Origin of the sequence: Enterococcus rivorum, from assembly GCF_001742285.1 — a bacterium.
In the GTDB taxonomy this organism is placed as follows: domain Bacteria; phylum Bacillota; class Bacilli; order Lactobacillales; family Enterococcaceae; genus Enterococcus_L; species Enterococcus_L rivorum.
In genome coordinates, this window is record NZ_MIEK01000017.1 from 20290 (window position 1) to 43163 (window position 22874).

Sequence of the window (22874 nt, forward strand, 5' to 3'; positions counted from 1 at the left end):
AAACCGAAAAGAAGGTGATGCATATGTTAACGAATTACAGAAAAGAGCAAAGAAAAATCGCTATGGGGTTATTAAGCTTTCATCAAAAATTATCTGTGCATCAGTCATTACTGAAAGAAATCGATACGTATGAGCAAGAGGAAAATTTGAAATTACTTTTTTGGGTACCTGAAGGCGATCGTAATATTCAAGGAATTCTTGGAATAGAAAAGGAGACGCCAGAGGCAATTGTATTGCACGATATTTCTCTAAACCCTTCTTTTCGTGGGGAAGGACTTGGTTTTCAATTGCTTGATGATCTGGTAGAGTTATATCCAGATGCAAAAATTTATGGTACATTAGCTACATCAACCTATTTATCGAAATGGAAAGAATACAAATAAGATTTTTTAGGGTAAACTAGAGAGTCGAAAAAGAAAGTTGGATCGTTTTGCAGGAAATTAATGTGAAATTAGATGTATTTGAAGGTCCATTAGACCTCTTGTTACACTTAATCAAAAAATTAGAAATAGATATCTATGACATTCCGATTGCAGCTGTTACTGAACAATATATGAGTTACATTCACACCATGAAGACTTTAGAATTGGAAGTAGCAGGAGAATATCTTGTGATGGCAGCGACATTAATGGCGATTAAAAGCAAGATGCTTTTACCTAAACAAGAATTGGACATTGTAGAAGAGGATGAAAATCTTGAAGGAGAAGATCCGAGGGATGCTTTAGTTGCTCAATTATTAGAATATCGAAAATTCAAATATGCAGCGAATTTGCTTCATGAAAAAGAATCAGAAAGAAGCTTATATTATACGAAAGAACCAATGGATATCGATGCTTATAAAGAAGATAATCCGTTACTAAGGCCAAATCAGATTAACACGATTGATTTGTTTTTGGCATTCCATTCAATGTTAGAAAAAAGAAAAAGTCTTCAGCCGATAGAAACTACCGTTTCAGGAGACGATGTATCGATTGAAGAAAAGATTGCGGCCATTTCTTTAGAAGTTGGACGTTTAGATCGGAAATCATCTGTAAGATTCGAATCATTCTTTACTTCTTATTCAAAACAAGAAGTAGTGACTACTTTTATGGCTCTTTTAGAGTTGATGAAAAAAGGAATTGTTCATGTTGAGCAAGAAGAAAATTACGGGAGTATTCTTTTATATAATACATTTGAAGAGATTGAGTCAGATATGGAGGAAAAATAGTGACCTTAGTAAGTCAAGTAGAGGCGATTCTTTTTGTTGTTGGGGAAGAAGGAATTGGCTTGGAGGAAATTTCTTATTTACTAGAAGTTTCTCCTCCGCAAACGTATGAAACATTAACTGAATTAAAAATCAAATACGAAGAAGATGCCGGTTCTGCTTTACATATTTTAGAAGTTGGCAACCACTTTGTACTATCTACAAAGAAAAAATTTGCTCCGATTTTAAAAAAATATGCTCAGTCACCGATATCTAATTCTCTTTCTCAGGCTGCGTTAGAAACACTATCGATTATTGCTTATAAGCAGCCACTTTCCAGAATGGAAGTAGATGAAATAAGAGGCGTTCAGTCAGCAGGTTCTATTCAAAAATTGGTTACACGTCAATTGATAGAGGAGAAAGGCCGAGTGGATGGTCCCGGACGAGCGATACTCTATGGGACAACACCATATTTCATGGATTATTTTGGCTTGAAAACATTAGAGGAGTTACCAGATATTCATCAAATGGAAGAAGAGATAGCTGAAGAATTACCGATGGATCTGTTTTTCGATCGCTATAAAGAGTTAAAAGAGGAACCATTAGAAGAAAATGTTTCAGAGGAACACCAGCTAGGAAATGATGAATCGGAGGAAGAAAATTAGATGGAAAGACTTCAGAAAGTGATTGCTCATGCAGGGATTACATCACGTAGAAAAGCAGAAGAATATATTATTAATGGTCGTGTGAAAGTCAACGGCAAAATTGTCCGTGAATTAGGGACACAAGTTGGCAAGCAAGATAAAGTAGAAGTAGATGATGTTCCCATTTATCAAGAAGAATATGGCTATTACCTGTTTTATAAACCAAAAGGAGTTATTTCAGCTGTATCTGATGATAAAGGACGAAAGGTAGTAACGGATTACTTTACGCATGTGAAAGAACGTATCTATCCTGTAGGGCGTTTGGATTACGATACATCAGGATTGTTACTATTGACAAATGATGGTGACTTTTCTCAAAAATTAACCCATCCAAGTCATGAAGTGGATAAAATATATGTTGCCAAAGTTAAAGGATTAGCCAAAAAACATGATTTGGCGCCATTGACTCGTGGGGTAAAAATTGATGGTTACAAGACAGCTCCAGCAGATGTTCAAATAATTTCAGTAGATTTGAAAACAGAAACAAGTATCATTCAATTAACAATCCACGAAGGACGCAATCATCAAGTGAAAAAGATGTTGCAATCTGTTGGGTATCTTGTACAAAAGTTAAAACGTGAAAAATATGGCGATTTAACGTTACAAGGGTTGAGACCAGGAGAGTACCGTAGTTTAAATAAAAAAGAAATTAGCAGTCTGCTAAATCAAGCAAAATAGTTAAATTAAGAAAGAAGTAAGGTAGTTCTTGTCTTTTTACCGAAATTAAGTAATCTTTTTGATAAAGATTGCTTTTTTTCTGTTTCGTTGTATAATAAAAGAGTAACTAAATTTAATAAAGGTTCGTCTTCAGGGGCAGGGTGAAATTCCCGACCGGTGGTATAGTCCACGACCTATTTTGATATGATGTTAAAATAGCTGAATTGGTGAGATTCCAATACCGACAGTAAAGTCTGGATAAAGAAGATAGGGCTTATTTGAAGCAGACTTTTTTCAGATAAGATAACTCTATACTCTATTTTCCCTGTGGAAAATAGAGTATTTTTGTAGTGTAGAGGACTGTTTCTACTAATTTTGTTTGTTATTGAATAAAACAATTACAAGAAAATTTTTTAGAAAATACAGTACCGATAAGAGAGTTCATGTGTATTATCTCACAAAAAAGTTTGTTCAAAAAAGTTCGTTTGAAGATGGGTCCTTAACAGGAGGATTTCATATGCGAAGCAACAAGGTTCAAAAGATGGTTATTGTGGCGATGTTAGCAGCAATAGCAACGGTATTACAGTTTTTTGATATTCCGATTATCCCAGCATTTCCCTTTCTAAAAATCGATTTTAGTGACATTCCAATTATGATAAGTATGTTCATTTTTGGCCCAGCAGCAGGGATTGCAACAGCATTCATCCGCTCAACACTGCACTTAGTCTTAACGGGGTTATCTCCTCAAAATATGGTTGGAGATATCGCAAGCTTTTTTGCAACCTGTATGTTTACCTTGCCGATGTATTATTTCTTTAATAAAGGTAGTGAAAAGCGCTCAAATAAGGTTTTAGGCGTTACAACAGGCATCTTATCATTAACGGTTTTTATGAGTATTGCTAACTATTTTGTTATCACACCTATTTACTTAAATCTATTTGGGGTAAACGCAGATCAATATCTGGGGATGTCACTGGCAAAATATGTCAGCATCGGAATTGTCCCATTTAATTTAATTAAAGGAATCATTATCAGTGGCGTTTTCTTAGTTCTTCATGCGAAACTAGTTCCTTGGTTAATTAGAAAGCAACATACACTGGGTGATAAAAAACCCATGTTAAAATAAAAAAATAGTAAAGCGAAGTACTTTAGGTGAACTCCAAAAATACTTCGCTTTTTTTGATGAGAACGTGAGTTAGTCAACAGGATTTATATCAGATTCAAATTCTTTTTTTAATTCATAATATTCTATAAAAATCATATTATCTGATAAAATAGAGCTTAATAAAGTAAAGGAGATGGCAAATGAGCAAAACAAAAAAATGGAAACGTATTGCCCTTATTTCATTATTAGGATTAATTAGCATTGTAGTTATTGCATTGATTTATTTGAAATCAGTAACCTATACCCCGACAACAGAAGCGCTAAATGCTGCAAAACAAGCGACTTATAAAGGAAATACATTAGTTTTTAAAGGAAATCCTAAAAAAGTCTCCGTCATTTTTTATCAAGGAGCTTTTGTAGATAATGCTAGTTATAGTATTTGGGCAAATAAAGTTGCTGAAGCGGGATTTACAGTTTACTTAACTAAGCAGCCTTTAAACTTAGCTGTATTAGGAGGAAATAAAGCACAAACAATCATAGATTCAGAAAAGCTTTCTAGTTATGTAATTGGTGGACATTCTTTGGGTGGTGTAATGGCTAGTAGATTTGCTGCTGAAAACCAAGAGAGCTCCGCTTTGAAAGGTGTGTTCTTTTTAGCTAGCTATCCAGATGAAAAAGGAAGTCTTAAAGAATTTGGAGGCAGCGTATTATCAATTGTTGGTTCAAAGGATGGGGTTTTAAATTGGGCTGCGTTTGACAAATCAAAACAATATCTGCCAACACAAACTAATTTTCAAACAATCCAAGGTGGAAATCACGCTGGCTTCGGAAGCTATGGAGACCAAAAAGGAGATCAAAAAGCAAAGATTACTAATCAAGAACAGCAAGATGAAGTTGTCAAAATTTTAATCGAGTGGTTGCAGAAGATATAAAAAGTTAGGTTTCTTTAATAAGCTCTATTGCGCGAACTGGACATTTACGATAAGCTATTAGCACATTATCCGTTTCTTCTGATGGAATAATTTGTTGTTGCTTATCGGAATGTTTTTTTAATAGCACAATTCCTTCATCATCATAATCAAAGATTTCTGGTGCATATATTTGACAAAGACCGCAAGCAATACAGTTTTCAGGTATTATATTACAATACATAATCGAACTCCAATCTAGTATTTGAGAGGTAAAAAGATGAATACTGATTTTATTTTAGCCTTATTTCAACATGGATACAAGGCAAGAATTTCTACTTTGTATCATTTATTAAGAGGGAAGCGATCAAGTTCAGTACTATTATACGGTTTTCTTTATAATAATTTAAGATTTATTGAATTTTTTCCCGATTTAAATGAAAAAGAATACAGTGAAATGATTCAAGCCTTATCGCATCAGGAGCTGCTAAAAATAATTCATGCGAATGAAGCGCAAATCACTGAAAAGGGAATGTCAAAGCTAAGAGAAAAAGGGATACCCCTAGAAAGGTATCCTTGGATTGATAATTATCATTTTGGAAAAAAAGATTTTGAAATGTTTCGTGTGCTTCAATTTTCTGTTCAAGTGGTTTCTAATTTATCCTATGAGAACAAGCAGTATGTTCCAATAGAATCATCACCAATTTATCAATGGGCTTTAAAGAAATGGCTAACAACTTTGCCGAAAAAAGAATTGATTCATCAACTTAAAGAAGAGTGGATGATGGTTCTAGAAAGCCTACCAGATGAAGAAGCGGTGTATTTTGTTCAACAATTTTCTGGTTACCAACAGGTAGGGAAAACAGTCCATCAACTGTTAAAAACAAGCGATTCTTGCCTTGAAAAACAGTTGTTGAATAAGAATTACTTACATCACTTATTAGTGACGATTAAACAAAACCATAGACTTCCTTTACTTCAATCCATGATGAATTGGTCTTTTTTTCAAAATGATAATCAAAGCGTTCAAGAAACAAAACGTTATTTAGACATGACGACGAATTTAGAATTGATTGCTAAAAAAAGAAAACTAAAAGTTAGTACAATTAAGGATCATCTAATAGAGCTATCTTTGGTTGATGACTTTCCTTTTGACCTATTTATAGATGAAAAAATAAAGAAGCTTCTAAACGAAATTAAACAAAGACCATTACAAGAATGGTCATATCCGACTGTCAAAAGTCAGATTCCTACTTTAGATTATTTTGAGTTCCGTTTATACCAAGTTCAAAATATTAGAAAAGAGGGCTTCAAATAGAATGGATTTAGAAAAAAATTTAATGACTCATTTTGGCTATTCTTCTTTTAAAGCTGGGCAAAAAGAAGTGATTACTCACTTACTTTCTGGAAAAAGTACCTTAGCTGTTTTACCTACTGGAACCGGCAAATCTTTATGTTATGAATATGTAGGAATGTTGCTGGAGGGTCTAGTTATTATTGTTTCACCTTTGCTTTCATTAATGGAAGATCAAGTAAGACGACTACAAATGAAAAATATTGGCAAGCCAATTGCGATGAATAGCAGCTTAACTTTTTTTGAAAAAGAATATCTATTAGAGAACCTTAATGATTACAAATTCCTATTTCTTAGTCCAGAAATGTTGTTCCAAGAAAAAGTAAGGCAAACATTGACTTCTTATAAGGTAGGGTTATTTGTTGTAGACGAAGCGCATTGTGTATCTCAATGGGGCGTGGATTTTCGTCCGGAGTATAGTAAGCTGTCATTGATCCAAAATGAATTAGGGAATCCCTTAACACTTGCTTTAACAGCAACTGCCACTCCGGAGGTAAGGGAAGAAATTAAACTAAGACTATTTTCCAGTAACAAATGCTACACGGAAGTCATTCATTCCATTAATCGTGAAAACATTGGTTTAATTGTCAACCAAACAATAGAAAAAGATGAACTGCTATTAGAATATATAGAAAAATTGCAAGCTAAAGGAATTATCTATTGTTCTACCAGAAAAAATACAGAAAAAGTACATGAATTTCTAGCGACTCATACAAGTATTAGGACGGCTTTTTATCATGGTGGTATGACTCCCATGGAGCGACTTTTGATTCAACAACAATTTATTTTAAACCAACTAGATGTTCTTTGTGCTACCAATGCATTTGGTATGGGAATCGACAAACCTGATATTCGCTTTGTCATTCATTATGATTGTCCTGATAGTTTGTCAAATTATGTTCAAGAAATTGGACGTGCAGGACGAGATGGGCAGGCAAGCTTGGCCATTTTACTCTACAGAAAAGGTGACGAAAGAATTCATTATTTTTTTCAAACTGAAAGTCAGATTGACCGAGAACTATTAAAGACGATGGTAGAGTCACCCAAAATCAATTTAGAAGAAGCTTTTCCTTTAGTGAATGAGATTCAGCAAAAATGGTTGCAAGGATACCTTGACGAAGAATATTCTTTGGAGGAACTAGAGTTACGATTAGTAGAAAAAGAAGGCACGAGAAAACGTTCATTATATGAAATGATGGCTTACATTCAAGAAGAAACGTGTCGTCGCAATTTCATCCAAAAAGCATTCTCTGAAACAGAGGTTAAGATGCCACAGGGACTTTGTTGTGACTGCTGTGGGTTATCTTTTGACAATTACCAAGCTGAAATAGTACAATCACCAGAAGATGCAACAAAATCTTTTCATTGGAGACAGAGTTTTCTAAGATTATTTAAAGATGAGGAATAATCTTTTTTTTAATAAGCAACAGCTAAAAAGCTGTGGTATAATATCAACGAGAGAAATTTAGGAGGACATATACGTGAGTAAAAAAGATAAAGTTAGAAAGTCAGATGCCCGTGAACCATGGGAACAATCCATTTATGAACCAGAGAGCGATACAAGACATTCACGTGTAGAAAAGCGTCAAGGAAAAAGAGGAAATACGGTTTTTCTGACCCTCTTAGTTTTCTTGCTAGTGATGATTATTGCATTACCAACAGGCACTTATTTTTTTATTACAAGAGACAAATCAAATAGCAATAAGAATGCCAATACAACGCCTTCATCCTCTGTTGTAAAATCAACATCTAAATCCAGTGCTGAAGCTAAATCTTCTGCTATTGATTCAGAGTCTTTACCAGAGTCCACTAATGCGGAAGGAACACCGACTTCATCAGACAATCAACAGCAAGGCGATGGACAACCAGTTTATGATACTGTTCAAAAGGGAGAAGGATTCCAACAAGTTGCTGAGCGCAATGGGATCTCAATTTCTGAATTAGAGAGTCTTAATGGGATGTCGAGTAGTACAATTATTCAACCAGGACAACAATTAAGAGTGAAATAAAGCGAATAAGTAATTATGGCTAGGGTAGAACATGTTCCTAAGTTCTATTCCAGCCAATTTTTACTGTTTAAATGATAGAATTTAAGGAGATTTTCGGATGAAACAATTAAGTATTGCTATTGACGGGCCAGCTTCTTCTGGGAAAAGTACCGTTGCCAAAATTTTAGCTAAAAAATTAGATTTTGTTTATTGTGACACAGGTTCAATGTATCGAGCACTCACTTACTTAGCGATAAAAGAAGGAATTGATTTTCAAGATGAAGCCGGATTAGTAGCGTTGATTTTGAATAATTCGATTTCTTTTAAACAAGCAGAAGAAGGACAATTGGTATTTGTGAACAATGTTGATGTAACAAATGAAATTAGACAACCTGATGTGACAAATGGTGTCTCTTTTGTAGCAATGCATGCCAAAGTCAGAAGTAAGATGGTTGCTTTACAGCAAGAAATCGGTCGTCTCGGCGGTGTTGTGATGGATGGTAGAGATATTGGAACAGCAGTCTTGCCTAATGCAGAAGTTAAAATCTTTTTAGTTGCAAGTGTTCAAGAAAGAGCGGAGCGCCGTTACAAAGAAAATATTGAAAAAGGGATTACAACAGATTTTGACACCTTAAAACAAGAAATTGAGCAAAGAGACCATGTTGATTCTACAAGAGAAGTATCTCCTTTGGTGCAAGCAAAAGATGCCATAAAAATTGATACAACTGGAATGAACATTGAAGAAGTTGTTTTAGCAATTGAAGCAATTATTCATTCAAAAGCAGAATAAAAAATACTTTAAGTTGATTGGTTTCATGAACCACCAACTTTTTTCTATTCAACAGTGATATTTCACTAAAAAGCATACGTTTTCACCATAAAAAACAGAAAATTATCGATTTTTTGGACAAAAACAGAAAAATTAAGAGAAATCGCTTTATTTTTTGATGAAAATCCCTTACTATAAAGGAAGTAGGTTATTTTTTACGAATTTTTGTTGGTAATAGGAGGATAAGTAGACATGACAGATTTTGAAGACAAACAAGTTGAGAAAAATGAAACAATGGAAGATGCAATGAACAGCGTGCAAGAAGTGAGTGTTGGGGACATCGTTAAAGGAGAAGTCCTTGCAATCGAAGACAAGCAAGTTGTTGTTGGGATTGAAGGGGCTGGAGTAGAAGGGGTTGTTCCAGCGAAAGAATTATCCACTTTACAAGTAGAGGATATTAATGAACTTGTTAAAGTAGGAGATATTCTAGATTTGGTTGTCATTACCTCAATCGGAAAAGATAAAGAGAATGGCAGCTACTTGCTTTCTAAACGTCGCTTAGATGCGAAAAAAGTTTGGGAAGAAATTGAACAAGATTTCCAAGCAGGTAAAATTATTGAAGCGCCTGTTACAAATGTCGTTAAGGGCGGTTTAGTAGTAGATGTAGGTGTACGTGGTTTTGTTCCAGCATCTATGGTAGAGGATCATTTTGTTGCTGATTTTTCTGAGTATAAAGGTCAAACTCTGGCATTTAAAATTATCGAAATTGAACCTTCAGAAAATCGTTTAATTTTATCACATAAAGCAGTGGTAGAAACAGAAAAAGAAGCAAAGAAAAAAGAAATTTTATCTCAATTGACTGATGGAGATATCGTTGACGGAAAAGTTGCCCGTCTAACAGATTTCGGAGCGTTTATTGATTTAGGTGGAATTGATGGCTTAGTCCATGTTTCTGAAATTGGACACCAACATGTGGCAAAACCGAGTGATGTATTAACTGTTGGAGAAGATGTGAAAGTAAAAATTCTTTCAATCAATCCTGAAGAAGACCGCATTTCGTTGTCTATTAAAGAAACATTGCCTGGACCTTGGACTGATATTGAGGACAAAGCAGGAGTTGGCGCTGTCTTAGAAGGAAAAGTGAAACGTCTGACTAGTTTTGGGGCATTTGTAGAAGTATTCCCTGGTGTTGAAGGGTTGGTTCATATTTCTCAAATTTCACATAAACATATTGCAACACCTCATGAGGTTTTACATGAAGGCGACGAAGTGAAAGTGAAAGTTTTAGAAGTGAATCCTGATGAGCACCGTATCGCTTTAAGTATTAAAGCATTAGAAGCTAAACCGGAATCACAAGAAGAGCCTAAAGAAGTCGAATCTTATGAATTGCCAGAAGAAAACACTGGTTTTACTATGGGCGATATCTTAGGTGACGCTTTAAAAGGACAAGAATCTGATTCTGAATAATAAATAATCGGGAATGCCTTTCGTTTGTTTGAAAGGCATTCTTGTTGTTTAATAAGAGAATTTTGGTTATCGTGTTGAAACTAAATTAGGATACTTGGATTTTCGTGTTAAAATGAATCACATTTCAAATTCGAGGGAATGAGAACAGATTTCGATGTTCAAACAAAAGGAATTCTTCAAGGAGAAAACTTTTCTTGCATCTTAGGCGAGCTTTAGGTAAACTAGTAAAGATTGAGAACGCTCAAGGAGGAAATAGTAATGGCAAATCCAACGATTGCAATTGTCGGACGCCCTAATGTAGGCAAATCCACAATTTTTAACCGTATAGCTGGGGAACGTATTTCGATTGTCGAAGATACCCCTGGTGTTACAAGAGATAGAATTTATACAACAGGAGAGTGGCTAGGTCGCGAATTTAGTGTTATTGACACTGGAGGAATCGATTTACGCGATGAACCATTTATGGATCAAATTAAACATCAAGCAGAAATTGCGATTGATGAGGCTGATGTCATTTTGTTTGTAGTAAGCGGACGTGAAGGCGTCACAGATGCAGATGAAATGGTGGCAAAAATTTTATATCGTAGCAAAAAACCAGTTATTTTAGTAGTGAATAAAGTTGATAATCCAGAAATGAGAAATGAAATTTATGAATTTTATTCACTAGGTTTAGGCGAGCCTTTTCCAGTTTCAGGAAGTCATGGTTTAGGGATTGGAGATGTCTTAGACGAGGCTGTCAAGCATTTTTCAACGGAGATTGAAGAAGAGGATGAAAGTATCATCAAATTTAGTTTAATTGGCCGTCCTAATGTAGGGAAATCTTCTTTAATTAATGCTATTTTAGGTGAAGACCGTGTGATTGTGTCTGAAATAGAAGGAACGACAAGAGATGCGATTGATACGTATTTTGAATCAGAAGATGGTCAGAAGTTCTTAATGATCGACACTGCCGGAATGCGTAAACGTGGAAAAGTTTATGAAAATACTGAAAAATATAGTGTTATGCGCGCCATGCGTGCTATTGAGCGATCAGATGTTGTTCTAATGGTTTTAAACGCGGAAGAAGGAATTCGTGAGCAAGATAAGAAAGTCGCTGGATACGCTCATGAGGCTGGTAGAGGAATCGTAATTGTTGTAAACAAATGGGATACACTAAAAAAAGAAACGAACACAATGCGTGATTTTGAAGAAAAAATTCGTGATGAGTTCCAATACTTAGATTATGCGCCGATTATCTTTGTTTCAGCATTAACAAAACAACGATTGAACAAGCTTCCGGAATTAATTCAATTAGTGAGTATGAATCAAAATCTACGGATTCCGTCAGCGTTATTAAATGATGTGATTATGGATGCTGTAGCAATTAACCCAACACCAACAGACAAAGGTCGACGTCTGAAAATATTCTATGCAACGCAGGTCGCTGTTAAGCCGCCAGCTTTTGTTATCTTTGTGAATGAAGAAGAGTTAATGCACTTTTCTTATGAAAGATTTTTAGAAAATCAAATTAGAAAAGCTTTTACTTTTGAGGGGACACCAATAAAAATTATTCCTAGAAGAAGAAAATAGAGCATTTTACCATATTCTTTTTAAATGTTCAAATGATTTCTGTCACTTATAATAAAAAACTGAGAATTTCAAAAAAACTGATTAAAAAGCAGTAAAAACCTTGCTATTACAAGCTTCCTATGATATCGTGGTAACAGAATATTGAACCAAATCAATATTTGCTATCAATTTTTGGACCACTCAAAAATTGATAAGAATGGTGTCTTTTAGATAAAGGCATTTTATCCCTTGTGGAGGAGGTGAAATAATCCATGGCAAACAAAGCAGAATTAATCGAAAACGTTGCATCTTCAACTGGCTTGACTAAAAAAGACGCAACTGCAGCTGTAGACGCTGTATTTTCAACAATCCAAGAAACACTTGCTAAAGGTGAAAAAGTTCAATTAATCGGTTTTGGTAACTTTGAAGTTCGCGAACGCGCGGCTCGTAAAGGACGTAACCCACAAACTGGTAAAGAAATTCAAATCGCAGCAAGTAAAGTACCTGCATTTAAACCAGGTAAAGCGTTGAAAGATGCTGTTAAATAAGACAGTTAAGAAACCCTTGAGAAATCAAGGGTTTTTCTTTATGTTTTGAATTTTTAAAATCAAAAGGGGCAGTAAAATGTGGCAATTCGTTTTCAGCTCTCTTTCTTTTTGCTTGTAATAAGTAGATAGAGCCAAAAAAGTCATTGGTAAAGGACTTACTTAATTTATCTGACCGAAAGATAGCCCTAGTATTTGATCAATAAAGACAATTAAAAAGGGAGCGGATGTAGTAAACTCAGATCCATATTGCTGGATTGTTACATTTTCTAAAAAAATAGCTTGGACTTTTAGCTTTTCATCTGGAATGCCTTTATTTCTTTCGGCATTGAATTCTGCAAAAGCATTCATAAAAATTTCAGCTAACTCATTTTCTGCTACATCTGCAATTGCAGTTCCAGCGATTGTTGCATTTTGAGTATGTATAATGATGTCATTATTAGTTGTCTTAGCAAACGCGGATAAATAGAATGTTAAATCTGCTTTATATCCCATTATTTTTTCCATAATTTTGTTCTCCTGTATTTTCTAATGAATTTCGATCAATTGTTTGTCGATACAATAATTATAGGATGGATAAGATTAAAATGAAAATAAAAGCATGACTCAATAAAATTTAGTTATTAAATAGAGGAATTAATCAGCTGGAATTTTGTTGAAATAAATTGATCTGAGTGATTTTAACTTACAAATAAAATTTTTTTAGAAAAAATGCATACTATATAAATTAAAATCATAGTCAATAAAAAAAGGCTTTAAGTGCAAGCCTAATGAAATTTAACACTTTGTTCATTCAATTGTTTGACTAGTTCAGTAACATAAGCAGCTTGGAAATTTGTTCGAAAAGAGTTTGAAAACTGATCTAAAGTACGTTCGAAAACTTCTTGTGAGAAATTCAATACCTCTTCAGGTGTTTCATACTCTGCAATGATGGATGCACTATCAAAAGACTCTGCAACCTCTACAGCAACGGATTTCATGATAGTAGTTATATCGACACTAGTTTTTAGCATATAAAATCACCTCTTAGAATGATTGTAACATACCCAATCGTAAAAGAGCAGAGCTACCTACCAACGCTCTAAGAATATACTAGTTTCACGAAAAATGGTAAAATAAGAGCGGAGGTGTTGTTCATGGAATTGGCTTATGAGAAAAGCGACCAAAAAACGCTTATTACTTATGGAGAAACATTTGCTGCTCAATTAAGAAAAGAATCACTTAGTTCAAAGCACATTGTGTTATTAACGAATCAGCGCTATTATGATTTATTTTCTGATAAACTAATTCAGTTGTTTGAAGGGATGCTAAGTATTGATTGGTATATTTGTAGGAATGACAGTCACTGTAATAATTTTGAGGAGTTACAGGAAGTCTTGGCATTTTTATCAGAGTTAAATCAGCAGCACTCGTTTATTTTTTTAGGAGTAGGAAATGAAGGCGTTGTTCAACTAGCAAACTTTATTAAAAAAAATTGTTTATTTAAAGCTGTTTGCTGGTTGCTGCCGTTGTCGATTCAGTCATTAAGTCAAAGTTTATTAGTGCAATCTGTGATTGAGCTAAATAATAAAGCTGTTTTAGGTAGCAAAGAGTTGCCAGAACGTATTATTTATGACCATACATTGCTTAATGATCGCGGAGATAGTAAGCTGATTGATTTTTTAGTATTTATAAAATGCGGATTAGTTTGTAGCCATGACTTCCTGAGAATGCTTTACCTTAACTACAACGAAGCAAATCACCTAAAGCACACTTCTTTTAATGGAATGTTAAAAGAGCTGATTCACTACTATGAAATTCAAGGGGAAGAAATCAATCGTTTTGGTCAATTGTTTGAAGAAGCCTTTCTGGAAACAGAAAATGGACACTTACTTTCTAGTCATATGAAACGTTTACTAGGATGTTTACTGCAACTGCTTTGGTCTCAAGAAGTGAGTCAATTTGATTTTCATTACAAAAATTTTTTAGTATGGTTGATTCATTTAGGGTATCCGATTGATTTTCCTAAACAAATTCTTGTGAGTGATTACGTAGAAAGTGTTACAAATCAAATGAATCAGTGGCATAAAGCATTGCTTTTAGATGATATTGGTGTTATAAATGACTATCAGGAGCCAGATGTGAATCAATTGTTAATGGTAGTAGAAAAATATAAAGAAATCATAGAGGAAATAAGAGGGTAAATGATGACAACATATAGTGAAAAGGTATTACAAGCGATTCATGAAGAAAACTTAGCGGAAGCACAATTGATGTTAACTAAGGCATTGCACAATGATGATGAGGATATTCTAGCAGATTTAGGAGACGAATTATTGTCTTTAGGTTTTCTAGAAGAAGCACAACGCGTTTTTCAAGAGCTAGTTTCTCTTTTTCCAGAAGTCGATGGGTTAAATATTCCTTTAGCAGAAATTGCAATCGAAGATAATCGGATTGATGACGCGTTTGAGTATTTAGAAAAAATTAGTAAAGATAGTGATAGTTATGTGCAAGGGTTATTAGTAACTGCAGATTTGTATCAAGTACTGGGAATTCCCGAAGTTAGTGAGAGTAAATTAAAAGAGGCGCAACAATTGATGCCAGATGAAACGTTAATTGTTTTTGCTTTAGGTGAGTTGTATTTTACAAATGGGCAGTTTAAAGAAGCAATTGAAGCTTACCAAGAGCTTTTGAATAAAGAAGTAACAACTATCTCTTCCGTGTCTATTAACGAGCGTTTAGGCAGCAGTTTAAGTATGTTAGGTGAATTTGAAGAGTCTATTCCTTATTATGAACATGCGTTGAGAGAAGGGCAAACAGATGACCGTCTGTTCCAGTTAGCATTTACCTACATTCAATTAGAGGATAACCAAAAAGCGATTATTTTGTTACAACAATTACGAATGTTGAATCCTCACTATCATTCGCTATATCTTTTCTTAGCAGAAGCCTTGCAGGAGGAAGAAATGTTGACTGAAGCGAAAGAAGTTTTAGACGAGGGAATCAAAGAAAATCCTTATCAAGTAGAATTGTATCAATTTGCTTCTGAAAATGCTTATCGACTTCATGACGTTCAAAGAGCAGAATCTTTGTTGATAGAAGCTTTGGCTTTAGAAGAGAAAAAAGATGAAACGTTATTAACCTTAAGTAATTTGTATTTAAATGAAGAGCGTTTTGAAGAGGTTATTGAGAGCCTTAAACAAATGGAAGAAACAAGCCATCCCTATGCAGAATGGAATTTAGCTCATGCTAATAATGCGTTAGAGAACTTTGAGTTAGCTAAAAGCCATTACCAAAAAGCGGCTCAAGAATTATCTCATGAACCAGAATTTTTAAAAGAATATGGATTGTTTTTGAGAGAAGAAGGCGAGATAGATTCTTCAAGAGAGTTATTACAACAGTATCTTCATTATGAACCAACAGACAGCGAAGTAATATCGTTTTTAGAAGATACAGACGAGAGATAGGTGGAAAAATGTTTATTGATGTTGCTGATAAAAAAGAATTTTTAGTTTGGCTAGTTCACAATGTTTCATTTAGTCAAAGAGAGATTCTTTGGATTTTGAATTACTTGATTAATCATGAAGCCATTTTAAAAAATGTGCATTTTGTTGAACTGGCAGATAAAGCTACAAGGGGAATCAAAATTCATTCAGTTGAGATGGAACAAGAACCAATTATGCTCTATTTAGAAGGAAAACAATTTAACGATACCGATCAAATATTTCATGAAATACGGATGAATTGGAAAAAACCATTATATTTGGAATGTATCTTTGAAGATGCTTGGCAAAATAGTCGTTATATTGGTATTCTAGAGGATAATCCTTTCGCTAGTTGGAACGAGCAGATTGACGATGAGCTCTTCGAGAGTATCGATGATTATTTAGCTACACAAGAAAAGGAAGCTAAAATGAAGCTTCTTTATGAGCAGATTGATAGTTCTTTAGAAGACGGAAATATTGATGCATTCATAGGATTAACAGCTGAGTTAAATCGTTTGAAAACTTCTTAATCTGGTCTATCTATTCTTTAAAAAGTTTGAGTTCAAAAATGGACTCAAACTTTTTATTTTCCTAATCTAGTATTTTTTTCTTTTTTAATAAGGAAGTTTGGGGTTTTAAATAAGTAAAACCTTCACCGATTGCTTCATGAACGTTAATCACGGAAATAAATGCTCTAGGGTCTAATTCATGGACGATTCGCTTGACTTCCATAATTTCTCTAGGACTAATAACGGCATATACTATTTTTTTCTCTACTTGTGAATAACCTCCCGTACCATCAAGATAGGTAACACCCCGACTTAACATCAGCATGATAACTTCGCCGATGTCTTCAGAACGATCGGAAACAATAAGAATTCCTTTGGCTGCGTATGCGCCATCTAAAACGGAATCAACCACTCTGCTAAATACAAAAGAAACAATTAGTGTATACATCATTCTCTTTACATCTATATATGTTAAAGAAAGAACTAGAACGAGAACATCAAAAAGAAGGATCGAGCGCCCCATACTGATACCAATCTTTTTTTCTAAAATCCGTGCAATAACATCTGTTCCACCTGTCGTTCCGCCCACACGATAGACAAAACCGCTACCGATGCCTCCCGCTAAACCAGCCAGTAGAGAAGCGATTAATAAGTCATTGTCTAAATTGATTTCTACAGGAAATAATTGCCAAATCCATAGAAAAAAAGACAAGGAGAAAGTCCCTAAAATCGTATAATAAAAAGAGTGTTTTCCTAAAATTTTTCCACCAATGATAATTAAAGGAATGTTAATTAACAAAGTAGAATAAGCAGGATTAATATCAAAGAGCGCTCTTAAGATTAACGTGATACCAGTAACGCCACCCTCAGCTAAATTATTAGCAATGTTAAAAGTTACTAAACCAAAAGCGTATAAACAAGTTCCTAACAAAATAAAAATAACATCTTTTAAATAAAATTTCTTTTCTTCCATGCCCACACATCCTTTTTCAATACCCACTTTATCATTCAAAAGATAAATCGACAAGTGCAACCTTTAAAGATAGACAATATTTTGATAATATAAGAGAATAAGAAAGGGTGGGAAAATTGAAAGAGGAAAAACAAACATTACACTCTATGCAAAATCAAGTAGATCAATATATTCAACAATTTAAAACGGGTTACTTTTCACCTTTAGGCCAAATGGCTCGCTTAACGGAAGAAGTTGGAGAATTAGCTAGAGAGATTAATCATTACTATGGAGAGAAACCTAAAAAAAGTAATGAAGAACTTAAAACAGTAACAGAAGAACTAGGAGATGTTCTATTTGTGACGATTAGTATGGCAAACTCTCTTGGGATTGACTTAACAGAAGCGTTTCAAGCCACAATGGATAAGTTTAATCAACGAGACAAATATCGTTTTGAAAGAAAGGATGGGCAAATAAATGATTAGAATTGTAGTAGCAGGATTTAAAGGAAAGATGGGAAGTACGGCTACAAAAATGGTTATTGAAAATGAAAATTTTGAATTAGTAGGTGTTTTAGATCCTTTTGCAAAAGAAGAGAATTTGAAAGAATTACCAGAATATCATGGAGTAGATGTTCCAGTTTTTAAAGACAAAAATGCTGTTTTGTCTGTTTCTCCAGAAGTTTGGATTGATTTTACCATTCCTAAAGTAACTTACGAAAATACGAAATTTGCGATTGAACACCATATTTCTCCCGTAGTTGGAACGACAGGACTGACTGAAGAACAATTAAAAGAACTAATTGATCGGTCTAAAGAGTTACAAGTGGGTGGACTAATTGCGCCTAATTTTGCAATTGGAGCAGTGTTAATGATGCAATTTGCTAAAAAAGCTGCTGAATATTTTCCAGATGTGGAAATTATTGAATTGCACCATGATAATAAATTAGATGCTCCAAGCGGAACTGGGCTTAAAACAGCAGAAATGATGGCAGAAGTTCGTAAACCTAAAAAACAAGGACATCCTGAAGAAGAAGAGCTAATTGCTGGCGCCCGTGGAGCAGATTTTGAGGGAATGAAAATTCATAGTGTTCGACTGCCAGGATTAATTGCCCATCAACAAGTTCAATTTGGTGGTGTAGGTGAAGGCTTAACAATTCGTCATGATTCCTATGATAGAAGCTCTTTCATGAGTGGCGTGGCTTTAGGTTGTGAAAAAGTAGTGGCAATCAAAGAACTTGTTTATGGGTTGGAAAATTTGTTATGAAGCTAAATAAGTTACCAAAAGAATTTATTCATGCAGCAACAGTAATTCGTGAAATTCAGGCAAATGGATATGAAGCTTACTTCGTAGGAGGCTGTGTTCGAGATATTTTTCTGGATAAGCCAATTCATGATGTGGATATTGCTACCAGTGCTTATCCAGAGGAAGTTAAACAAATTTTTAAACGAACAGTGGATGTAGGGATTGAACATGGAACAGTCCTAGTCTTAGTAGATGATGAACAATATGAAATCACAACTTTCAGAACTGAATCGACTTATCAAGACTATCGTAGACCAGATCAAGTGACGTTTGTACGCTCACTAGAAGAAGATTTAAAGAGAAGAGATTTTACAATAAATGCTTTAGCAATGAACGCAGATGCTGAAATCATTGACTTGTTTGACGGAATGGACGATATTCACAATCGAATTATTCGGGCAGTCGGTAATCCAGAAGAACGGTTTTATGAAGATGCTTTAAGGATGATGAGAGGTTTGCGTTTTGCTAGCCAATTAGATTTTTCCATTGAGAACAAAACGTTGGAAGCAATTGAGAAATTTCATTCACTGCTTGAAAAAATTTCAGTAGAACGAATAACAGTCGAATTTATTAAGTTATTGCTAGGAATGAACCGTAAGTCTGGGTTAATCCCTTTTGTAGAAACTAAATGCTATCAATATTGTCCGGGATTAAAAAAATACGGAGAATCGATTTTAAACTTTTCTGATTTACTGGAAAAACAAATTAATTCCGAAAGTCAGGCTTGGACGTTGTTCATACATTCGTTGAATCTTGAGAATTCTGAAATTCGATCATTTTTAAAAGAATGGAAACTTTCAAATCATAGGATGCAAAAAATTCAGCAGTTACATTATGGTTTGAATCAACGTTTGTTGGACACATGGAATTCTTTAGATCTCTATCAACTTGGATTGGAAAAAGCGTTATTAGTTGAAGAATTGTTGCCTTATTTTGGTCAAATCAATTCTAGTGAAGAGACGAAGACTCAATTTGAAGCACTGCCGATTTATGAAAGAAGTCAGTTAGCTGTAACAGGTAATGATTTGCTTGAGTATTTTGATAAAAAACCTGGCAAATGGGTTGGGGAATTGATTGAATATATTGAACGGTCAGTTCTTTATAGACAAGTTGAAAATAATAAAAAAACACTCTTAGTTTTTGCTGAAGAGACGTTTTTTTAAAGGAGTACTTAAGATGGAAAAATACATTAAAACATTTATTGTAAGAGATTGTGATACCGCAAAAATAATGGGTTCTGGAGATTTAGAAGTTTTAGCTACCCCAGCTATGGTTGCAATGATAGAAAACACAGCAAAAGAAGCGATAAGCAGCGATTTAACTGAAAAAGAAAGCAGTGTCGGTTCATTTATTGAAACCAAGCATTTGAAACCATCAAAAGTTGGTGCTGAAATAACCGTTCAGGTGATCATTGACTCTCGTGAAGAAAAAAAGGTTAATTTTTCTTTCGAAGTTTTCGATGGGAACGACTTAATTGGAAATGGAAACCATCAACGAGTTGTTATTTTAACAGAACTATTTTTAAATAGAATGAACAATTTAACATAACTGAAACTAATTTTGTGACCTATGGATTAAGTTATGTTAAACTAAAGAAGTAGAAATTATTTTATGTAAGGAGAATTTACTATGGCTAGAGAAATGACTGGTTTAAAGTTTTATTTTAGAAATGAGGAAACGTGGACTGTTAACCGACGTTTTATTGGAGACTTATGGATTAAACAAGTAACAACAAGTTTTGGTCGTATCCATGGAAGTGATTTTATGGAGATCCATCCTTGTGAAGCATTCAAAATTGAAATTTTCCACGAAGGAGATCATGTTCAAACTCATGATATTAACTTAGGTGGTCTTGAGCTAGGAATGTTTGCTCGTGCTTTAAAATATGAAGACATTGAACGTATGGAAATTTTATACAAAACAGGTACGCCAGATTTAGTGTACTTCCCATATAAAGATAAAACTGATGAAGGATTAGATAACGCCTACCAATCAACAAAAGTAAGCGAAAAAACAAAAAGCTTATACATTGTGATTGATCCTAAACAAACTGTTGAGGAAGTCTATTCAACTGAATTTTAATTAAAAAACAACTTTGACCCAGATGTTTTGGGTCTCTTTTTTTTAAGTTTAAGAGAAAAAGTGTTGACACCGTTTTTTTTGAGAGGTATACTTAGTTCAATTCTTAAATATCAGTTATGGAGTGATTTATTATGACAACGATGAAACAAAGTCAATCACAACTGAATAATTATTACTTTAGCTATTTTAGATAAGTTTGTGTTCATAACATTATGGATGCAGACCTAAACGTTTGTATCTATGATGGCTAGGGGATTTTGGGACGACTTACAGCCGCGTAGATGAAAAATCTATAGTGGCTTTTATTTTACACATTTTTTCTAGGTGTTCACTGTAGATTTTTTGAAAATTTACGTGAACACCTTTTTTCTATTAAAAAATAATAATGGAGGATTACAAATGGAAAATAAGATTACAGGTCATACACGCCTGGCTGCGCTATTTGCAACGCCTATTCGCCACAGTGTTTCACCAATGATTCACAATACAGCTTTCCAGACATTAGGTATCGATGCTGTTTATCTAGCTTTTGAAGTAGGAAATGGTGGACTAAGAGCAGCTGTTGAGTCTATTAGGAATTTAGAAATGATGGGTGCCAACTTATCAATGCCTAATAAAATACAAGCAGTTGATTACATGGATGAATTAAGTGAGGCGGCACGTTTAATTGGGGCAATCAATACAATTACGAACGAAAATGGTAAATTAACAGGGCATAACACTGATGGAATTGGATTTATGAGAAGTTTAGAAGACATAGAAGTAACGCCTCTTGGAAAAAAAATGACAATTCTTGGTGCTGGCGGTGCCGGAACTGCAATTACTGTTCAAGCAGCTCTTGATGGTGTCGAAGAAATTGCAATCTTTAATCGTAAAGAACAATTTTTTCCAAAGCTTCAAGAAAAAATAGCTCGTATTGCTAAAAGTACTGGCTGCAAAATCAAGCTACATGATTTAGCAGATACCGAGCAGTTAGCTTTAGATGTTGCTGAAAGTGAAGTGTTATTAAACGCAACTGGAGTTGGTATGAAACCTCTAGAAAATCAAGCTCCTATTCAAAATTTTTCTATTATTCGTCCGAATATGGCGGTTTGCGATGTCATCTATACACCGAGAGAGACAAAGTTTTTGAAAGAAGCTCGATTAAGAGGCGCAAAAACCAATAACGGATTAGGCATGTTGCTTTATCAAGGGGCAGCCGCTTTTGAAAAATGGACGGGGCAAGAGATGCCAATAGATAAGATAAAACCAATCATTGAATCAATTTAACTAAAAAAAAACTATAAATGGGAGAGAATTAACATGATCGTAATTATGAAATCAGAAGCAACGAAAGCACAAATTAAGTCAGTAATAGAACGTGTGAAAAAAGAAGGAATGGAAGTTCACTTAAGCGAAGGAAAAGAGCAAACAATTATTGGTTTAGTTGGAGATACAAGGAAATTACAAGATGTCGCCTTTACTAGTTATGAAGGAGTAGAAAATGCGGTAAGAATTTCTTTAACATACAAACTGACAAGCCGAGAATTCCATCCAGAAAATACAGTTGTAGATGTTGATGGGGTGAAAATTGGAGATGGAAGTTTAACAACAATGGCAGGACCTTGTTCAATCGAAGGCTTAGAGCAAATTAGAGAATGTGCTAGAATTGCGAAAGCTGGCGGTGCAAGTATTTTAAGAGGTGGTGCATTCAAGCCAAGAACATCTCCATACGCTTTCCAAGGATTAGAAGAAGAAGGTCTTAAGTACATTCGTCAAGCTGCTGACGAGCTTGATATGAAAGTAATTACTGAGGTGATGGATGAAGCCCATATTGACATGGTAGCTGAATATAGTGATATCCTGCAAATTGGTGCTAGAAACATGCAAAATTTCAAGTTATTGGAAGCTGTGGGTAAAACAGGTAAACCTATTGGCTTAAAACGTGGGATTTCTGGTACAATTGATGAGTGGTTAAATGCAGCTGAATACATTGCTGCTCAAGGAAACTTTAATGTAATCTTTATCGAAAGAGGGATCCGTACTTACGAAACAGCAACTAGAAATACACTTGATTTAAGTGCTGTTCCTCTAATTAAAAAATTGAGTCATTTTCCAATTATTGTAGACCCTAGTCACGGCGTTGGAATCTGGGATTTAGTTCCGCCAATGGCAAGAGCTGGTGTCGCTTCAGGCGCAGATGGCTTGATTGTAGAGATTCACCCAGATCCAATTAATGCTTGGTCAGATGGTCCTCAATCATTAAATGAAAAAACATACTTGAGAATGATGCAAGAAGTTAAAATTGTTGAAAAAGCGATGCAAGAAATTAGCAAATTAGATAAATAAATAGGA

Annotated in this window: 27 protein-coding genes and 1 riboswitch; of the genes, 23 read left to right on the plus strand and 4 right to left on the minus strand. The window is 34.5% G+C overall.

What is annotated here, in order from left to right:
* Window positions 1–23 precede the first annotated feature (23 nt).
* From BCR26_RS07310 to BCR26_RS07335, 6 genes are all read left to right on the plus strand, one after another.
* Window positions 24–383, plus strand: a complete 360-nt coding sequence (locus tag BCR26_RS07310) for a GNAT family N-acetyltransferase (RefSeq protein WP_069698326.1) — start codon at window positions 24–26, stop codon at window positions 381–383.
* 47 nt (window positions 384–430) lie between these two features.
* A complete protein-coding gene (locus tag BCR26_RS07315; protein WP_069698327.1) occupies window positions 431–1207 on the plus strand; it encodes a segregation/condensation protein A in 777 nt (258 codons plus the stop codon).
* Window positions 1207–1848 (plus strand): SMC-Scp complex subunit ScpB, encoded by a 642-nt coding sequence (gene scpB, locus BCR26_RS07320; protein ID WP_069698328.1) that lies wholly within the window; start codon window positions 1207–1209, stop codon window positions 1846–1848. The genes BCR26_RS07315 and scpB overlap by 1 nt, the downstream gene beginning before the upstream one ends.
* On the plus strand, window positions 1849–2565 hold the full coding sequence (locus BCR26_RS07325; protein WP_069698329.1) for a pseudouridine synthase: 717 nt from the start codon (window positions 1849–1851) through the stop codon (window positions 2563–2565).
* A gap of 121 nt (window positions 2566–2686) precedes the next feature.
* A riboswitch (FMN riboswitch) is annotated at window positions 2687–2817 on the plus strand.
* Window positions 2818–3061: 244 nt separating this feature from the next.
* Window positions 3062–3670 (plus strand): ECF transporter S component, encoded by a 609-nt coding sequence (locus BCR26_RS07330; RefSeq protein ID WP_069698330.1) that lies wholly within the window; start codon window positions 3062–3064, stop codon window positions 3668–3670.
* 179 nt (window positions 3671–3849) lie between these two features.
* Window positions 3850–4581 carry an alpha/beta hydrolase gene (locus BCR26_RS07335; protein WP_069698331.1) on the plus strand — a complete coding sequence of 244 codons (732 nt, stop codon included), beginning with the start codon at window positions 3850–3852 and terminating at the stop codon, window positions 4579–4581.
* Window positions 4582–4585: 4 nt separating this feature from the next.
* Here BCR26_RS07335 and BCR26_RS07340 read toward each other — a convergent pair whose 3' ends face one another.
* A complete protein-coding gene (locus BCR26_RS07340; protein ID WP_069698332.1) occupies window positions 4586–4801 on the minus strand; it encodes a ferredoxin in 216 nt (71 codons plus the stop codon).
* 36 nt (window positions 4802–4837) lie between these two features.
* Between BCR26_RS07340 and BCR26_RS07345 the strand changes: the two genes are divergently transcribed.
* The 7 genes from BCR26_RS07345 to BCR26_RS07375 all read left to right on the plus strand — a co-directional run bounded on the left by BCR26_RS07345 (window position 4838) and on the right by BCR26_RS07375 (window position 12231).
* On the plus strand, window positions 4838–5875 hold the full coding sequence (locus BCR26_RS07345) for a YpbB family protein (protein WP_069698333.1): 1038 nt from the start codon (window positions 4838–4840) through the stop codon (window positions 5873–5875).
* A 1-nt stretch (window position 5876) separates the two neighbouring features.
* Entirely contained in the window at window positions 5877–7319 is a 1443-nt protein-coding gene (locus tag BCR26_RS07350; protein ID WP_069698334.1) for a RecQ family ATP-dependent DNA helicase, read from the plus strand.
* Between the two features lie 73 nt (window positions 7320–7392).
* On the plus strand, window positions 7393–7920 hold the full coding sequence (locus BCR26_RS07355; protein WP_069698335.1) for an SAG1386/EF1546 family surface-associated protein: 528 nt from the start codon (window positions 7393–7395) through the stop codon (window positions 7918–7920).
* Between the two features lie 97 nt (window positions 7921–8017).
* The gene (cmk, locus tag BCR26_RS07360; RefSeq protein ID WP_069698336.1) at window positions 8018–8689 is read left to right on the plus strand and encodes a (d)CMP kinase; all 672 of its coding nucleotides are present in this window, start codon (window positions 8018–8020) and stop codon (window positions 8687–8689) included.
* A gap of 231 nt (window positions 8690–8920) precedes the next feature.
* Complete coding sequence (gene rpsA / locus BCR26_RS07365; RefSeq protein ID WP_069698337.1) at window positions 8921–10135, plus strand: 30S ribosomal protein S1; 1215 nt, start codon at window positions 8921–8923, stop codon at window positions 10133–10135.
* A 258-nt stretch (window positions 10136–10393) separates the two neighbouring features.
* Window positions 10394–11704 (plus strand): ribosome biogenesis GTPase Der, encoded by a 1311-nt coding sequence (gene der, locus BCR26_RS07370; RefSeq protein WP_069698338.1) that lies wholly within the window; start codon window positions 10394–10396, stop codon window positions 11702–11704.
* 251 nt (window positions 11705–11955) lie between these two features.
* The gene (locus tag BCR26_RS07375; protein WP_069698339.1) at window positions 11956–12231 is read left to right on the plus strand and encodes an HU family DNA-binding protein; all 276 of its coding nucleotides are present in this window, start codon (window positions 11956–11958) and stop codon (window positions 12229–12231) included.
* A gap of 159 nt (window positions 12232–12390) precedes the next feature.
* Here the strand turns inward: BCR26_RS07375 and BCR26_RS07380 are convergent, their stop codons facing one another.
* On the minus strand, window positions 12391–12735 hold the full coding sequence (locus BCR26_RS07380; protein WP_069698340.1) for a hypothetical protein: 345 nt from the start codon (window positions 12733–12735) through the stop codon (window positions 12391–12393).
* Window positions 12736–12995: 260 nt separating this feature from the next.
* Window positions 12996–13241: a toxin-antitoxin system, toxin component gene (locus BCR26_RS07385; protein ID WP_069698341.1), complete on the minus strand. Its 246-nt coding sequence runs from the start codon at window positions 13239–13241 to the stop codon at window positions 12996–12998.
* A gap of 123 nt (window positions 13242–13364) precedes the next feature.
* On the opposite strand from BCR26_RS07385, the gene BCR26_RS07390 reads away from it, so the two are divergent.
* Genes BCR26_RS07390 through BCR26_RS07400 form a run of 3 tightly spaced genes read left to right on the plus strand, consistent with a single transcriptional unit; the run spans window position 13365 to window position 16222 of the window.
* A complete protein-coding gene (locus BCR26_RS07390) occupies window positions 13365–14411 on the plus strand; it encodes a hypothetical protein (RefSeq protein WP_069698342.1) in 1047 nt (348 codons plus the stop codon).
* 3 nt (window positions 14412–14414) lie between these two features.
* The gene (locus BCR26_RS07395; RefSeq protein ID WP_069698343.1) at window positions 14415–15674 is read left to right on the plus strand and encodes a tetratricopeptide repeat protein; all 1260 of its coding nucleotides are present in this window, start codon (window positions 14415–14417) and stop codon (window positions 15672–15674) included.
* Window positions 15675–15682: 8 nt separating this feature from the next.
* A complete protein-coding gene (locus BCR26_RS07400) occupies window positions 15683–16222 on the plus strand; it encodes a YpiB family protein (protein ID WP_069698344.1) in 540 nt (179 codons plus the stop codon).
* A gap of 61 nt (window positions 16223–16283) precedes the next feature.
* On the opposite strand, the gene BCR26_RS07405 is transcribed toward BCR26_RS07400, so the two are convergent.
* Entirely contained in the window at window positions 16284–17174 is an 891-nt protein-coding gene (locus tag BCR26_RS07405; RefSeq protein ID WP_069698345.1) for a YitT family protein, read from the minus strand.
* A gap of 146 nt (window positions 17175–17320) precedes the next feature.
* Here BCR26_RS07405 and BCR26_RS07410 point away from each other — a divergent pair, with 146 nt between their 5' ends.
* The 7 genes from BCR26_RS07410 (at window position 17321) to aroF (ending at window position 22868) form a co-directional block, all read left to right on the plus strand.
* On the plus strand, window positions 17321–17638 hold the full coding sequence (locus BCR26_RS07410; RefSeq protein ID WP_069698365.1) for a nucleotide pyrophosphohydrolase: 318 nt from the start codon (window positions 17321–17323) through the stop codon (window positions 17636–17638).
* The gene (dapB, locus tag BCR26_RS07415; protein WP_069698346.1) at window positions 17631–18419 is read left to right on the plus strand and encodes a 4-hydroxy-tetrahydrodipicolinate reductase; all 789 of its coding nucleotides are present in this window, start codon (window positions 17631–17633) and stop codon (window positions 18417–18419) included. Before BCR26_RS07410 ends, dapB begins: the two co-directional genes overlap by 8 nt.
* Window positions 18416–19621 carry a CCA tRNA nucleotidyltransferase gene (locus tag BCR26_RS07420; protein WP_069698347.1) on the plus strand — a complete coding sequence of 402 codons (1206 nt, stop codon included), beginning with the start codon at window positions 18416–18418 and terminating at the stop codon, window positions 19619–19621. The genes dapB and BCR26_RS07420 overlap by 4 nt, the downstream gene beginning before the upstream one ends.
* A 13-nt stretch (window positions 19622–19634) precedes the next feature.
* On the plus strand, window positions 19635–20006 hold the full coding sequence (locus BCR26_RS07425) for a thioesterase family protein (protein WP_069698348.1): 372 nt from the start codon (window positions 19635–19637) through the stop codon (window positions 20004–20006).
* 81 nt (window positions 20007–20087) lie between these two features.
* Window positions 20088–20540, plus strand: coding sequence for a hypothetical protein (locus BCR26_RS07430; protein ID WP_069698349.1), 453 nt, complete (start codon window positions 20088–20090; stop codon window positions 20538–20540).
* Between the two features lie 399 nt (window positions 20541–20939).
* Window positions 20940–21809: a shikimate dehydrogenase gene (aroE, locus tag BCR26_RS07435; protein ID WP_069698350.1), complete on the plus strand. Its 870-nt coding sequence runs from the start codon at window positions 20940–20942 to the stop codon at window positions 21807–21809.
* 33 nt (window positions 21810–21842) lie between these two features.
* Window positions 21843–22868 (plus strand): 3-deoxy-7-phosphoheptulonate synthase, encoded by a 1026-nt coding sequence (aroF, locus tag BCR26_RS07440; RefSeq protein WP_069698351.1) that lies wholly within the window; start codon window positions 21843–21845, stop codon window positions 22866–22868.
* Window positions 22869–22874: the final 6 nt, after the last annotated feature.

What these genes read in the sequence shown, in the direction of transcription:
- BCR26_RS07350 (WP_069698334.1), top strand. Translation starts at nt 5,877, where the DNA reads ATGGATTTAGAAAAAAATTTAATGACTCATTTTGGCTATTCTTCTTTT.
- BCR26_RS07410 (WP_069698365.1), top strand. Translation starts at nt 17,321, where the DNA reads ATGCAAAATCAAGTAGATCAATATATTCAACAATTTAAAACGGGTTAC.
- BCR26_RS07395 (WP_069698343.1), top strand. Translation starts at nt 14,415, where the DNA reads ATGACAACATATAGTGAAAAGGTATTACAAGCGATTCATGAAGAAAAC.
- rpsA (WP_069698337.1), top strand. Translation starts at nt 8,921, where the DNA reads ATGACAGATTTTGAAGACAAACAAGTTGAGAAAAATGAAACAATGGAA.
- BCR26_RS07310 (WP_069698326.1), top strand. Translation starts at nt 24, where the DNA reads ATGTTAACGAATTACAGAAAAGAGCAAAGAAAAATCGCTATGGGGTTA.
- aroE (WP_069698350.1), top strand. Translation starts at nt 20,940, where the DNA reads ATGGAAAATAAGATTACAGGTCATACACGCCTGGCTGCGCTATTTGCA.
- BCR26_RS07375 (WP_069698339.1), top strand. Translation starts at nt 11,956, where the DNA reads ATGGCAAACAAAGCAGAATTAATCGAAAACGTTGCATCTTCAACTGGC.
- BCR26_RS07340 (WP_069698332.1), bottom strand. Translation starts at nt 4,801, where the DNA reads ATGTATTGTAATATAATACCTGAAAACTGTATTGCTTGCGGTCTTTGT.
- BCR26_RS07405 (WP_069698345.1), bottom strand. Translation starts at nt 17,174, where the DNA reads ATGGAAGAAAAGAAATTTTATTTAAAAGATGTTATTTTTATTTTGTTA.
- dapB (WP_069698346.1), top strand. Translation starts at nt 17,631, where the DNA reads ATGATTAGAATTGTAGTAGCAGGATTTAAAGGAAAGATGGGAAGTACG.
- BCR26_RS07390 (WP_069698342.1), top strand. Translation starts at nt 13,365, where the DNA reads ATGGAATTGGCTTATGAGAAAAGCGACCAAAAAACGCTTATTACTTAT.
- der (WP_069698338.1), top strand. Translation starts at nt 10,394, where the DNA reads ATGGCAAATCCAACGATTGCAATTGTCGGACGCCCTAATGTAGGCAAA.
- BCR26_RS07430 (WP_069698349.1), top strand. Translation starts at nt 20,088, where the DNA reads ATGGCTAGAGAAATGACTGGTTTAAAGTTTTATTTTAGAAATGAGGAA.
- cmk (WP_069698336.1), top strand. Translation starts at nt 8,018, where the DNA reads ATGAAACAATTAAGTATTGCTATTGACGGGCCAGCTTCTTCTGGGAAA.
- aroF (WP_069698351.1), top strand. Translation starts at nt 21,843, where the DNA reads ATGATCGTAATTATGAAATCAGAAGCAACGAAAGCACAAATTAAGTCA.
- BCR26_RS07385 (WP_069698341.1), bottom strand. Translation starts at nt 13,241, where the DNA reads ATGCTAAAAACTAGTGTCGATATAACTACTATCATGAAATCCGTTGCT.
- BCR26_RS07325 (WP_069698329.1), top strand. Translation starts at nt 1,849, where the DNA reads ATGGAAAGACTTCAGAAAGTGATTGCTCATGCAGGGATTACATCACGT.
- BCR26_RS07330 (WP_069698330.1), top strand. Translation starts at nt 3,062, where the DNA reads ATGCGAAGCAACAAGGTTCAAAAGATGGTTATTGTGGCGATGTTAGCA.
- BCR26_RS07380 (WP_069698340.1), bottom strand. Translation starts at nt 12,735, where the DNA reads ATGGAAAAAATAATGGGATATAAAGCAGATTTAACATTCTATTTATCC.
- BCR26_RS07425 (WP_069698348.1), top strand. Translation starts at nt 19,635, where the DNA reads ATGGAAAAATACATTAAAACATTTATTGTAAGAGATTGTGATACCGCA.
- BCR26_RS07400 (WP_069698344.1), top strand. Translation starts at nt 15,683, where the DNA reads ATGTTTATTGATGTTGCTGATAAAAAAGAATTTTTAGTTTGGCTAGTT.
- BCR26_RS07335 (WP_069698331.1), top strand. Translation starts at nt 3,850, where the DNA reads ATGAGCAAAACAAAAAAATGGAAACGTATTGCCCTTATTTCATTATTA.
- BCR26_RS07420 (WP_069698347.1), top strand. Translation starts at nt 18,416, where the DNA reads ATGAAGCTAAATAAGTTACCAAAAGAATTTATTCATGCAGCAACAGTA.
- BCR26_RS07345 (WP_069698333.1), top strand. Translation starts at nt 4,838, where the DNA reads ATGAATACTGATTTTATTTTAGCCTTATTTCAACATGGATACAAGGCA.